This is a genomic window from Streptococcus moroccensis (genome assembly GCF_030812835.1).
Lineage (GTDB): Bacteria > Bacillota > Bacilli > Lactobacillales > Streptococcaceae > Streptococcus > Streptococcus moroccensis.
Genome location: NZ_JAUSTM010000009.1, coordinates 39,920 through 53,931, shown reverse-complemented (window position 1 = coordinate 53,931; position 14,012 = coordinate 39,920). Strand labels below are relative to the sequence as shown.

Sequence of the window (14,012 nt, the reverse complement as noted above, 5' to 3'; positions counted from 1 at the left end):
TAAAATCTCCTTTTTAATTGAATGAAATCATCTCTGGAATCTCTTCACCAATTAATGGTTGACACCAGTCAATAAAATCTTGTGTCACACCATTTTTTGATTCATTTATATAATTATCTGGTAATTTCCTCTCATGCATCATGACTTCCTTGATATCAACCAAGAATGTTTCGATAGCATATTTTTCACCCTCAACACGTTTGAAAGCAACCATTTTCCCACTCTCTCCTGCCATTGCTGCTTCAAATGCGACTCGGCCAGCTTCAATAGCTTCATCACGATCAACTGGACTTTGAAGTGCAATTGAGGCCCTCCCGAGCAATCCAGGTTTTTCTCCGCGTGCTTTGTACCCCAATTCCTTAATGATTAAGTTAGCTAAATGTGAACTAACATCACCAAAGTAGGTTGCTCGATCTGTCTTAAAGATTGGTTTGACGATAGGTTTTCCTTCTTTATCTGTCAAACCTTCACTAGCAACAACGACGATTCCCGATTTAGTTTTCAAAAGTTCCTTGATATCGGCTAAGAAAGTTGCTTCATCAAATGCTACTTCTGGCAAATAAATCAAGTCAGGTGCGTATTTCCCTGTAGGATCAGCCAATGCACTAGCAGCTGTAATCCATCCTGCATTTCTACCCGATGTCTCAATAACAACGACATGAATCGGAAGACTTCGCACATCAAAACAAACTTCTTTCACACTCTGAGCAATATATCGAGCGGCACTTGCAAAACCTGGACTGTGGTCAGTGATAGCTAGATCATTATCCATGGTTTTGGGAATCCCCATCACTTGAATGGCAAGGTCTTTTTCTCGACAAATGTCATAAAGTTTCCCACAGGTATCCATAGTACCGTTTCCACCATTGAAAAATACATATTCGATGCCATTTTTCAACAGAACCTCTACCATCTTTTCATACTCAGGTCTTTCAAGAGGATCTCGTGAAGTTCCAATTGATGTTCCTGGCGTCTGCAATAGTAATTCTAATTCATTTTCCGAAACATCCGTTAAATCGATAAAATCTTCTTTTAAAAAACCTCCTGTACCATTTCTTGCTGCGAAAATTTTCTTTCCATCATTCAAATCTTTTGCAGCTTTTACAACACCGTACAGCGAACTATTCATTACAGCAGTAGGCCCGCCACCATGAACGATAAGTATATTACCTGACATCTTATACTCCAATCATAATTATTAATTTTATATTTATAATCCTGTGATTAAAATTAGATAATAAACGAAAATTTTTACTCAAATATTAATTATACTAAACCAATTATAACTCTAAAATAGAGAATTATTTCTTTCAGTTGAGAAAACGTTTTCTTTTTTCGTTTTTTATTTAGGTATTTATAAAAATACCTAAATAAAAAATTATGTAGTTTTACAAAATGTCATTATCTGTGCTAATGGTAATCCGCTTGCAATCATCTCTCTAACCTTTTCTTCTTTGTCTGGAGGGCAAATAGTAGAAACCATGTCCCATACACGTTGGTTAGAGAATCGACGATCTTTCTGACGGGGAATGGCATCAGCTGTTTTTTGATACCAATCAAGCATTTCCATTTGTAGTGCTAGAATATACTCTTTCAAATCAGGATCCGCTATCCTATTGTGAAGTTCTTGAGGATCCTCTTTTAGGTCGTAAAACTCATCTAACCCTGAGGCACGCTTTATATACTTATAGCGACCATCAAAAATCATAGTCCCTTTTTCATGACTTTCAGGATCGCTTTGAGCTCGTTTTTTAGGCCAATAAGCATTTTTTCGGTTACGTTCTGTATTATCTGATTCTAACCATTCACTGGCTTGTGTTTCATAAGGATTTCTACCCCCTTCAGAGAAGACATAGTCTCTAACAGTCTTACTTCTCTCTTCAATAATAGGTCGCAATGATTTCCCAAAGTGATCCTCGCTAGGCTCCACACCTGCATAATCCATAACTGTGGCATAAAAATCTATTAATTCCACTAAGCTCTCTGAAACTCCTTGATCAACATCCTCTGTTTTCGGTGGTTTAATCAAAAGTGGAACATTTACAAGAGAGTGCTCAAACGTATTTTGAGCCTTTTCAGGCAGGCCAAAATCACCGGCAAAGTCTCCATGATCTGATAAAAAGAAGATAGCTGAGTTGTCATATTCTCCAGCCTCTTTAAGCGCATCGCAGATACGATTGAACTGCTCATCGATGTATGCACATTGGGCAAGGTAAGTCGCTCTAATCTCTGTCCATTCCTCTTCTGTCATATAATCTAACCCAGCCCACTTATTAATAGCATGAATCATTAGCGACTTCCCAGTTGATTCTTCTAATAGCGCTCGCTTGGTTAATTTTGTATCGTCTATTAAACGACGATATTTTTCTGAAGTGACATAGGGGACATGAGGATTCATCCAACCTATAAATAAACAGAGTGGTTTATCGGCGTCAATCGGATTTAGAATACGCTCAATTGCGGCATCTGTATCTGATGTATCTGACGAATGTAACTCTGTTTCAAGCAATTCATAGTGAGTATATGGATCGGCAGCAACCTTCTCCATCTTAGCATTGATTTCTTCAACATATGGAGAAGTCTCCGTATGACTAACATCCTTATTTTTTCCATAATATATTTCGTCGGCATGAGACTCAATCAAACCAGGAACTTGACCAGCCAAAAGGTCATTTCGACCATTCATCCAGACATAGTAACCTGCATCTTTCAATTCTTTGAACAAGCTTGTTTCGTTTTCTTGTAGTAAATGAGACATTGTGCGATGACCCCGAGTATGAGGATATAAACCTGTTAAAAAAGAGCATCGACTCGGAACACAAACGGGGTTCTGACAAAAGGCATTACTAAATGATACTCCTTCATTTAGAGCAAAGTCGTCTAAAAACGGAGTATATGATGCTTCGTTCCCCATATGTGAAAGGGTATCTAAACGCATTTCGTCTGGATTTAAAATAATGATGTTTGGTTTTTTAGATGTCATTGTGCTTCCTTTCATCTTTAAAATATTTTTCTAAAATTATAATCCCAAAATTATCATTTATAACTTTTTAAATTTTAAAATAATCTTATTCCATTATAAATGTTAATTACTAATACTAATATGATAACTAATTGGAATATTAGAGAAACTTTCTTAGGATTTAATAGACGACTCAACTGTGCTCCAATTAAGCCTCCAAATATAGCAGCAGGTACTATATAATATAAAAGAGTCAAATCATAATGTGAAAAACCTGTTGTCATAGCAATGCTTATTAACTTTGTTGCTTGAGAGAAAAATATAGTTGCTATAGAATAGACTGTCGCTTGTTTAATTGGTAAAGAAAATAGTAGCATCAGCAGTGAAACATTAATCGGCCCTCCTCCAATTCCTAACAAGCTTGCTAATAAACCTAATGTTAAGCCACAAAATGTATATGCCAATAGACTATTGAGCCGAAAAGAAATGAAGGGATTTCTAGAATAAACAAAGGCAAAAACAAGAGTTAAACAAGTCAGAATTATTTGAACTCCTTGTACAACTGCGTTTGATTGAAAGACAATCCTTATTAATTCAAAAAGATAGTTTCCAAGGTATCCTCCAATTATTGAGCCTAGAGCTAAAGATAACATTTTAGGCCAATTAACTTCCAGTCCTCCCTTCACTTGACGATATGTTGATACAAGTGACATGACGAACACTGCCACACTAGAGTAAAAGGAAATAGCAACTACATCGTGAGCACCAATTAAATCAAATATTGGCTTAATTAGAACGCCTCCTCCCATACCAGAAACCGCTCCAACGCTGTTGGCCAGAATTATGATGATAAAATAAATAACTCCAATCATAATCTTTGAACCCTCTCTAGTATAAGTGATATTTGTGGAACAAAACCCCGCAAGAATGTTTGATAACCACAAAAATCCATCTCTTCATCAACATACATAGTATCTTTCATCCGCTTACATCCGCCTCTACACATTTTTACAAATGGGCATTCTGAACATTTACTTGGAACAGCCGAAATCGGACGAGAACAAAGAAATTTCTTTGCTATTTTACTTAAGAACATCTCGCGCAGTCCCATTTCCTGGATATAGCCTAATCGATATTCATCGAGAGCGTAGAAGTCACAAGGATAAACACTACCATCTCCCTCTATAACATATTGAACTTGACAATTACCTAGCATCCCACATGCTGTTACTTGATGATTAACCAGTAAGTTGATAACATCGTCAAAAAGCTTTATAGAAATATAGTTACTATTATCAAGTTCATCGATCCACAATGGTAATATTTTTTTGTAAAACCTCGCGAATCCTTGGGGTGTTAAAGCATACTCACCTCTCTCACTAGCATTCATATCATCTAGACAAGGTATAAACTGGATATAGCGGATATGTTCTTGTCTAACAAAATCAAATACTTCTTCTGCATGATAGGATAGAGCCTCTGTCAGCACACACAATATATTATATTCAATATCATAGGCATCTAATAATTTCTTTGTTTCTTTAACGCGATGAAATGTTCCTCGTCCTCTTGTGTCTAATCGATTCAAATCATGATACATAGGCAGACCATCTATAGACAGACCAACTAAAAACTGATTCTCTTTCAGAAACTCACACCAATATTTGTTAATAATAGTACCATTGGTTTGTATGGCATAATGTACTTGGACTTCTTTTCTTTGATTTTTAACACATTCCACAATATGTTTAAAATATTTCAAACCTGCTAGAGTTGGCTCCCCTCCTTGAAAGGCAATAGTCAGATTATCACCATCATCAAGATCTCGAAAAACATTATTTATCATTTTTTCGGCCGTCTCAAAACTCATATTTCCGTAAGATTTAACATCTCTTAACGAGGTCACATCCGCGTAAAAACAATACTTACACCGAAGATTACAAAGCGACGAGGCTGGTTTAACTAAAATTGAAATGTGTTTCATATAAAACCTCCGCTAGTTGGACAAGATACTTTATGATAGATTTCCCAAAATACGAGCTGCCATAGCTAAGAAATAGTGTAATGATTCCCGTCTTCCTTCTGGGACCAATTCTAAAATTGACTTTAGTAATAATTCATGTTTAACAATTTTTTGATCATTTTCCAATTTCTGAGCCAATGTCAACTCTAAATCTTTATAGGAAGGAACCAAGCATTCATAGGTGTTATATATCCTTACTGCTGCATCATCCCAGGTATAATCTTTTAGAACAGCTGGTTGATGAAGTAAATACAGCTTATCTTTAGATTCACGTAACCATTCCTTATTAACCGTGGCTTCTGTCGGTAATCCCATTCTTTCATACTGCTCTACTGGTGCTTCTGATTTTTTCATTTCTGAAATCATTGCATTAATCATTTCAACTTCAATAGTCTCATCTGAAAGGGGGGTCGTTTGACCAGGATCTATCTCAATATCAAAAAGAAGATTTCCAGAATTATACAACAATGTGTTGTTTTGAGCTGGAATTTTTAAAACTGGAGCACCTTTAGTAAATTTAAATGGTTTAGAAACTAAGGTAGCTTGCTTCAACTCCTCAACAGTAAACCTCGAACGCATATGAGTAGGCATCAAAGTGTAATCATATAACGGACCATTTTTATTCGATTTCGGAGCTCGCATATACACATGCTTCCCATTGGTAATATTGATTTGTTTCCCGTGATCTCCATACAGAGCATACTCTCTAATAGCCTCGTCGTTCCGAATACAATTCAATAGGGAATTTCCTTGCATATCAGAAGTTTTTTCAATTCCAAAATAGTCTAGAATTGTAGCTGGGATATCTACACTTTGTGTAAGATTCGAAATATGTTGTCTCTCATTTTGAGAGACAGGGTCATAAATAAACAGCGGTGTATGGGCTATCTCATTATACATAGGCATGGAGCCTTTGCCCCACCATCCATGCTCCCCAAGCAAGTAACCATGGTCTGTATTGACAATTAAGAGCGTATCCTCCCACATGTTATATTTATCCATTGCGTCAAGAACTCGTCCCAAATTTTGATCACACTGTGCTAAGAGTGCCGCATAGTTCTTATTCGTTTCTTTAACGACCTCTTCACCCTCTGTTACAAAGTAATACGGCGGCCAATCAGATTCAAGCTCTGAATCTTTAACATTAAACAGATCTTTAAACTCATCAGCTGCATAGAATGGTTCATGCGGATCAAACGTTTCTATTTGTAAAAACCAGTTTTCGATATCGTGGTACCGATCAATAAATTCCAATCCACTATCAAAGACCTGATTTTGTGGCATTTTTTCCTTCGTATCTAAATACTGACGATTGATTGTATCATGTGCATGCATTTTTTGTGCTAGAGGATGATTGGAGAGCTTAAACACAGAAGGATTTGGCTTAACATTTAGAGCCGGTTTCCACGGATCCCCTTCCTGTCCTCTAAAGAGTTCACTTGATGAATACCTTGTGTGATAGGTTGCACCACCATCCTCCCAATAATGTTGATGATCAGTAATAAGATGTGTATATATACCATTTGCCTGCATTATTTCAAAAATAGAGTCATCAAAAGGTTCTATTGGTCCCCAACTTCTATGTAAAAAATTATACCTACCTGTATGGAGTTCACGACGAGCTGGCATACATGGCATACTCCCAACGTAATGATTATCAAACTGGCTAGATTTTTCAGCCAATCTCTCAAAATTAGCGGTCTTTGTCCAATCACATCCATAAGGTTGTAAAGTTCTTAAATTCAACGAATCAAACATCACCATAATAATTTTCATAACTAACCTCTCCTGATGCAAAATATTCCTGTATATAGAGCACATACAGGAATACCTTGTTAATTTACTAAATAGCTATATCGTCTACTGTCTCTCTATTTTTTAATTTTTCATCCATATATTTTTGCAACTCGATTTCATCCCCACGAGTCAAAGGATAAAACTTAAGAGCAATTAATGAACATACATAACCAATAATTGGTAAAACAGTACAAATTAGCAAAATTGCCATAAGCGTTTGAGAATTTTGCTGTGCAGCGTTAGCATCATAACCAACTACCTGAAGAATATAGCCACCTAACCATACAGATAAGGCTTGAGATACTTTGTTAACAAAAGTAAAGGATGAATTAACCAGAGCAGTGCCTTTGATACCTGTTTTCATTTCTGCATAGTTCGCTGAGTCAAGAACCGCAGATCGACTCAGCATATTAGTGATCGCAAACGAGAATCCCGTTAACAAATAACTTGCCATTACAAGAGCAACCGAATATTTATTTTGAAGTCCAGTAATTAGCATCGGAAGCATGAAAACAATCCCTAATGCTTCCATCCAGAATATAGACTTTTTCTTGCCCCATTTGGAAACCATTTGTTGAATAAACATTACAATCACAAAACTGTAAATCGTTCCTGCCATACCAATATATGAAATCAGGTCCGTCCGTCCTCCCATATTATAGCGGAAGAAGTAAATACGTAGTGTATTTGCAACCTGGAAAGCAAACATATCTGTACCAAAAGCTACAAGAATAGATAACAACATCTTATTCTTAGTGATAACTGAGAATGTTTCCTTAAAGGATAATTTATTTTTATTTTTTATAGCTTTGAATTCAGGGTTATAGACATCTCTATCTTTTACCGCATTAATTGAGATATTCATTGAGATAACTGCCATTACCGCAAAAGCAGCTACTAATTTAAACCAAGCACTAGGATCTTCTTGTCCCCCAAGTCTATCGAGTATTGGAAGGGCAAAGGATGTAACAATAAGGGATGCAATTGACCCAAAAGCCTGGAATTGAGCTTGAATACGAGTTCTTCTTGCAACATCATTTGTTAATAAAGATGGTACTGCTAATTGAGGAATCTGTACTACTGTCCAAGCCAATGAATACATGATATAAGTTATCATTGCATAAGTAATTTTTCCTTTCATGGAAAAATCTGGCATGACAAAGAGCGATGTAAAAATAATCCCTAAAATCGGTGAACCAAACATTACATAAGGTCTAAATCTACCAAATCTCGTATTAGTTTTATCAACAATCATTCCCATCAAAGGATCCGTGAATGCATCTATGAGACGGGCAACCATAAATATCGTTCCGGCTGCAAGAGGTGATATTCCTGCTACGTTGGTATAAAAGAACATCACATAGGTTCCGACTGTCATGAAGATAGTATTGTTCCCTAAATTACCAAGACTATACTGCCAGCCTTTTGCTTCAGAAATGTCTGAGTTTATGTTTTTTTGAGACATTTGCTGTTCCTCCGTTTTTATAAATTTTTATTATAAGTCTAATATAATATAAAATTACAAAAATTCCAGCCAAATTTAGGAAAACGTTTCCATGTTCTGAGGTTTAGAAAGTACCAATTATTACAAATTGGTACTCTTATTTGCTAAGCCTTATTTGTATTTTATGATTTTTTGATTTTCCTGAGATATATTTTTTAAAAATTTGGATTTTCCTGTGTAAGATAAGATTTTTCTTCCGCTGTAGAAACTCTTTCTAATATTGCATTACGATGAGGATATCGGTCGAATCGATCGATGATTTCTTTATGTTTCTCTTCATAAAATAGCTTTTTAACATCACCTACTTTTTGAAATAAAAGTACGGCCTCTTCATGGATTACTCGACTTTCAGAGTGCATAAAAGGCATTAAGGCCGAAAGTTGTAGGTCCTTGTCAAGTTCCCAAAAACCTTCTTGTTTTACTGTTTCTTGTGCTAGAACGAGAGCCATTGGATCTTGGGTAAAACTTTCTTTAGAATCTCGAAATAAATTTCGAGAAAATTGATCTAGCACGATGATCTCTGCCACACGTCCATGTAAAGTAGATCTCCATGAAAACAATTCTCCTGATTGACCTGCCTCCCACGTTTTTAAGAATAATTCCTTTATTTTTTGATCAAATACCTTAGATTTTGCAAAGTGTAATTTTTTGTTTTCTGGAGAAAACCAAAAATTCAAAACATCATTAGGCTTCACAACCATTTAATTATTACCTACCTTTTCAAATGCCTTTGATAACGTTTCAACAATATAAGCTGTCCTAGGTCCCGGCAAAGCGCTTTCCAATGAAATAACTACAAAAGCCTCGTCTTTAACTGCTTTCACTTGATTCAGAACAGGATCATTTTTCAATTCAGCAATCTTCTCTTCAGCCGATTGGGCATCATAATCATGGATAATAATTACCTCAGGATTTCGAGAAAGTACTTCTTCTGCACTAACTGTAACCCAGTCTTTCTCTGTTAAATCAGAAAAAATATTGACTCCCCCACTTGCTTCAATAAGACGAGTCTCAAAGTTCTTTTGGCTAGCAGTAAATACTCCGTTATTACCACTATCATATACTAAAACACTGACCGGTTCCCAATCTATTGAAGCTTGAACACGTTCAAGACGTTTAGATTGATCCTCTATTAAATTTGAAGCTTCCTCTTTTATATCAAAAATCATTCCAAGATCCTCAATTTCTTGAAAAACTTGGTCAATTGTATGAGCACTGTTTAGGTAAGTCGTAATTCCATAATCATTTAATTCATCAATATTCAATCCTTCTTCACCGAATTCCCAGTCAATACCATAAATAAAGTCGGCACCACTGCTCAATACAGCTTCACGAGTCGGAGAGCCATAGGTTAATTCAGGAATTTTAGCATACCCTTTTTCATACTCCGGTAATGGGCCTCTGCTATGATTATCAAGTGCATTTCCAATTATTTTATCCTCCAGACCTAAAGCAACAAATAGCTCACTAGCATTAGGACCGATTGTAATTACATTTTCAGGAATATGAGTAACCGTCACTTCTCTGCCATAGTTATTAATCTTTATTTCTTTATCTTCTTGTGTCGTTGTAGTTGTCGTTTTATTGTTGGTACAGCTTGCTAAGAGATAAGTTGTTGGTAATAATAGAAGTGTAATTCCAATTTTTTTCAGATTCATATTAGTTTTCCTTTCTTATAAATAAACAATCACAGGTTGATGCGTATTTTTGTGATATATAATCTCTGCTTCAATCTGAAAGACTTCTTTTAAAAGTTGAGCTGTTATAACTTTTTGGGCATCACCCTTATTAACGATTTCCCCGTCTTTCATAACAATAACTGTATCACAATATTTTAAAGCAAAATTAATATCATGGATAGCAATTAGTGCTGATTTGTTTTCTTTTTTTAATAACTCAAATAGATTTAGTTGATGAAAAATATCTAGGTGATTTGTCGGTTCATCTAAAATGATCAAAGAGCTCTCTTGCGCCAAACTCCTTGCAATCATAACACGCTGACGCTCTCCACCTGATAAATCAACATAACGTCGGTCTTTTAGGGGTGTTAAACCTGTTTTATTAATTGCCTCTGCAACAATTTCCCTGTCCTTTGTTGTTTCCGTTTCTAGAAGCCCTTGATAGGGATAACGCCCCATCATAACAATCTCTCCTACCGTAAAATCAAAATGATCTTCGCGTTCTTGACTGACAACAGAAACCAACTTTGCCATCTGGGAAGGGCTTAGTTTTTTAATGGACTGCCCATTAATTGAAATATTACCAATTTTTGTAGGAATAAACCCTGCTAAAGTTTTTAATAGAGTCGTCTTACCACTGCCGTTAGGACCAATGATTCCAACCATATTTTTTTCTTTAATTTCTAAATCAATTCCTTTGAGGGCAAGATGTCGATTAATCTCCGCCTTAACTTCCCTTATTCTAATATCCATACTTCACCGTACTTTCCTATTTGTTTTTAAGAAGAAGATAAAGAAGGGGCCGCCTAAAATAGCTGTCAATATCCCTAATGGTAATTCTTCTGGAGCAATGATTAACCTCGCCATAACATCTGCCCAAATAACTAAAATACTTCCGAGAATAGCGGAAACTACTAGGACACGTTTATGGTCACTCCCTACTAAGAGCCTTGCAAAATGAGGACAAATTAATCCTACAAACCCTATAGTTCCACTTATAGCAACACTAACTCCTGTCAGCAGAGATGCTACTATAACTAAAATCTTTTGAAAAGACTTGACATTAACTCCTAAATTCATAGCGGTCTCTTCTCCAAATAACAGAAGGTTTAATTTTTTATAATTTACCATTAGATATAGGAGAGATAAGGCAATGATTATTACAGGCATACCCAAGTAATCCCATTTGACGCTTGCCAAACTACCTGCCATCCAAAACTCAACATTATGAAGTCCTAAAGCATTCGGTGCACTCAATGTTATAGCTTTTGTTAGAGCATCACAAATCATTGAGATTACAACCCCTGTTAACAATAGGTATGCTATATTGATTCTTCTCTGAGAATAGCTTAAAAAATAAACAAAGGTAAAAGAAACGAACGCTCCTAAAAAGGCTGAAAAGGGCAACGCATAGACGCCCAGCCAGTTGAAAATTCCAAAAATAATGCCAAGAGTAGCAAAGACACTTGCACCTGAAGAAACTCCTAGCACAAATGGTTCGGCAAGTTGATTTCTCGTAAGAGCTTGCATGCAAACTCCAGAAACTGACAAAGTGGCACCGATTACGGCTCCCATCAATACACGAGGTAACCGTAACTGCCATATAATATTATCCTGAACAACAGTCCAATTAGAAGAATCGTAAATATTAAAAAGATGATGGTTAATGATTTGATAAGTTGTTCCTATGGGGACTTTTACTGATCCAAGACTAACAGCTAGTATAATGCTCACAATGAAAAAACAAGATAATCCCAAGTAAAGTAATTTTGATCTCATATCTTTAACCCATCATTTTGTACTATCCCTAACAATTAATTTAGGTGGGAGTAATAATTTTATAGGAGTATCATTTCCTTCTTCAATACGATTTATGATTAATTTTGCAGCATATTTTCCAAGTAAATCTCTATCCACTCTAACTGTTGTCAACATGGGATCAGCATACTGAGACATCTCTATGTCATCAATACTGACAATAGAGACATCTTTAGGTACATTATAGTCTGCTTCTCTCAAAGCTCTCAGAACTCCTAAAGCTGTTACATCGTTTCCACAAAAAATTGCCTTGGGATCAGCACCGGTTTCTAATGCTTTCTTAGTCGCTGAATACGCCGAATTGGCAGAAAAATCACACGCAATCACACGATTTTGCTGTTTAATTTTCATCTTTCTAATATAATCACAGAAAAGATTGAAACGTATTTCATTTTCAACTTCTCCAATATAATAGATGTCGTCAAAACCAAGTTTCTCGAGGTGTTCCATTGCCAACCAACCAGCTTCATAACCATCGCAAATTACTTGGTCGATAGAAAAATTAAGACGATTTACTCCTGCATAAACTATAAATTTAGCATAACGTTTAATAATTTCAATGTGCTTTTGTTCTATTTTACCTAACACTACAACACCCGTAGTTATTTCATCACGAAGCAATCGGTCTAGTTCATGGCTTGTCAAATGATACGAAGAAAAAACTAATTTCATCACGTATCCTCTTCTTATTAATTCTGTTTCTAACATTCGAGAAATTTCAGAGAAAAAAGGATCTCTTTGTGTGTCAGCCGTTCTTGAAAAAATACAGGTAATTGTCTTCGCGTGCATTTCTTGACGAGATTTTTTTCTCTTTAACTCTTGGGCTGCTCGATTAGGAACATAAGATAGTGTTCTTACAGCTTCCCAAACGCGATTTTGAACATCAATACTAGCGGATTTACTTGCTTCTCCATTGATTACACGAGAAACCGTCGTTATAGACACCCCAGCTAATTTTGCTACATCTTTTAAAGTTACTTTTTTTTCTTCACTCATCCGATTTCACCTTTGACTTAAATCTATTTTGGGCCAATACAATCATTTCCTGATAGAGAGGCGGGAACGGAAGATTATTGTTTTGAGCAATACTTTTTACATCTTCGTACTCAGGCACTACTTTAACTAAATCTTCTCCAAGATACCCTAATTTAACCTTAAGAGAACCATATGGTGTCTCTATATATTGAAAGCTTCTTTCTAGAATTTCTCTATGACTCTCATATATTCGAACACCAAAGGTTGTTGTATGTTGTAGTAATAATTTTGTAATAGCAGTAACATGCTTTTCTTCAACTAGTACGCTTAATAGTGTCCCAGGACGATTTTTTTTCATTTGAACACTCGTATAATAAGCATCTAAGACACGTTCATCTTTTGTTAATAAGTCCATTACAAACCCTAATCCCTCACCAGTCATATCATCAATTTGGCATTCTACAACACTGATTAGTTCTTTTTTTTTATCTTCATTACTCTTAAAACATTTGGATGCGGAAATGAATTTGTTCCAGCCCCATAACCAATATTTTCGATAATTCCATCTGGTGTTTCGGAATAGGTTTTCGCTAAAACCTTGGCAAAAGCTGCTCCAGTTGGAGTTGTTAATTCACCCTGACAACTAAAACCATTTAAGGGGACACCTACTAAAATTTCTGCTGTTGCTGGAGCAGGAATAGGGTATAATCCGTGAGCGATATTAATTCTTCCTTGTCCTGTTGCTAGACTAGAAAAAATTAACTCATCTATTCCTAGATTTTCCAATGCTAGACTCACACCAATTATGTCTATAATGGAGTCCATTGCTCCGACTTCATGAAACTGAACTTTATGAATAGATTGATTATGGATTTTCGCTTCTGCTCTAGCAATTTCTGAAAATAATGATATACTTCGATCTTTCACTCTCATTGGCAACTCACTATCAGAAATCATTTTTAATATCTGTGAAGCATCATGATGTTTATGATGATGTCCATGATGCTCGTGATGATTATCATGATTATCTATTCCGAGAGGAGTTTCATTTTCGTTATTTATAAAATTTAAAACCAATTGTTTTGCAGCAATCCCTTTTTCAATCTTAGTCTCTACATTTAATTCAAACTCTGAAATAGGTAATTGTTTTAATCCATTTATAATGTATGAAATATCCGCCCCTAGGTCAATTAATGCTGATAAAAACATATCTCCAGCAATACCATACTGACAATCCACATAAAGATTTCCCAT

13 protein-coding genes are annotated in these 14,012 nt (G+C 35.7%); all 13 read right to left on the bottom strand.

What is annotated here, in order from left to right:
• Positions 1-13: 13 nt before the first annotated feature.
• Complete coding sequence (locus tag J2S23_RS05695; RefSeq protein WP_307121788.1) at positions 14-1,177, bottom strand: diphosphate--fructose-6-phosphate 1-phosphotransferase; 1,164 nt, start codon at positions 1,175-1,177, stop codon at positions 14-16.
• Between the two features lie 201 nt (positions 1,178-1,378).
• Positions 1,379-2,983: a sulfatase family protein gene (locus J2S23_RS05690; RefSeq protein WP_307121787.1), complete on the bottom strand. Its 1,605-nt coding sequence runs from the start codon at positions 2,981-2,983 to the stop codon at positions 1,379-1,381.
• A 74-nt stretch (positions 2,984-3,057) separates the two neighbouring features.
• The gene (locus J2S23_RS05685) at positions 3,058-3,834 is read right to left on the bottom strand and encodes a sulfite exporter TauE/SafE family protein (protein WP_307121786.1); all 777 of its coding nucleotides are present in this window, start codon (positions 3,832-3,834) and stop codon (positions 3,058-3,060) included.
• Positions 3,831-4,946 carry a radical SAM/SPASM domain-containing protein gene (locus J2S23_RS05680; RefSeq protein WP_307121785.1) on the bottom strand — a complete coding sequence of 372 codons (1,116 nt, stop codon included), beginning with the start codon at positions 4,944-4,946 and terminating at the stop codon, positions 3,831-3,833. The genes J2S23_RS05685 and J2S23_RS05680 overlap by 4 nt, the downstream gene beginning before the upstream one ends.
• 30 nt (positions 4,947-4,976) lie before the next feature.
• Positions 4,977-6,761, bottom strand: a complete 1,785-nt coding sequence (locus tag J2S23_RS05675) for a sulfatase (protein WP_307121784.1) — start codon at positions 6,759-6,761, stop codon at positions 4,977-4,979.
• A gap of 67 nt (positions 6,762-6,828) precedes the next feature.
• Positions 6,829-8,247: an MFS transporter gene (locus J2S23_RS05670; RefSeq protein ID WP_307121783.1), complete on the bottom strand. Its 1,419-nt coding sequence runs from the start codon at positions 8,245-8,247 to the stop codon at positions 6,829-6,831.
• 194 nt (positions 8,248-8,441) lie between these two features.
• Complete coding sequence (locus tag J2S23_RS05665; RefSeq protein ID WP_307121782.1) at positions 8,442-8,987, bottom strand: DUF924 family protein; 546 nt, start codon at positions 8,985-8,987, stop codon at positions 8,442-8,444.
• On the bottom strand, positions 8,988-9,944 hold the full coding sequence (locus J2S23_RS05660) for an ABC transporter substrate-binding protein (protein WP_307121781.1): 957 nt from the start codon (positions 9,942-9,944) through the stop codon (positions 8,988-8,990). It abuts the gene before it with no gap.
• Positions 9,945-9,959: 15 nt separating this feature from the next.
• Positions 9,960-10,718 (bottom strand): ABC transporter ATP-binding protein, encoded by a 759-nt coding sequence (locus J2S23_RS05655; protein WP_307121780.1) that lies wholly within the window; start codon positions 10,716-10,718, stop codon positions 9,960-9,962.
• Positions 10,719-10,721: 3 nt separating this feature from the next.
• Positions 10,722-11,744: a FecCD family ABC transporter permease gene (locus J2S23_RS05650; protein ID WP_307121779.1), complete on the bottom strand. Its 1,023-nt coding sequence runs from the start codon at positions 11,742-11,744 to the stop codon at positions 10,722-10,724.
• Between the two features lie 12 nt (positions 11,745-11,756).
• The gene (locus tag J2S23_RS05645; protein ID WP_307121778.1) at positions 11,757-12,779 is read right to left on the bottom strand and encodes a LacI family DNA-binding transcriptional regulator; all 1,023 of its coding nucleotides are present in this window, start codon (positions 12,777-12,779) and stop codon (positions 11,757-11,759) included.
• Positions 12,772-13,230, bottom strand: a complete 459-nt coding sequence (gene larC2 / locus J2S23_RS11380) for a nickel pincer cofactor biosynthesis protein LarC2 (protein WP_503167739.1) — start codon at positions 13,228-13,230, stop codon at positions 12,772-12,774. The genes J2S23_RS05645 and larC2 overlap by 8 nt, the downstream gene beginning before the upstream one ends.
• Positions 13,230-14,012: a nickel pincer cofactor biosynthesis protein LarC gene (larC, locus tag J2S23_RS11375; RefSeq protein WP_503167738.1), complete on the bottom strand. Its 783-nt coding sequence runs from the start codon at positions 14,010-14,012 to the stop codon at positions 13,230-13,232. Before larC ends, larC2 begins: the two co-directional genes overlap by 1 nt.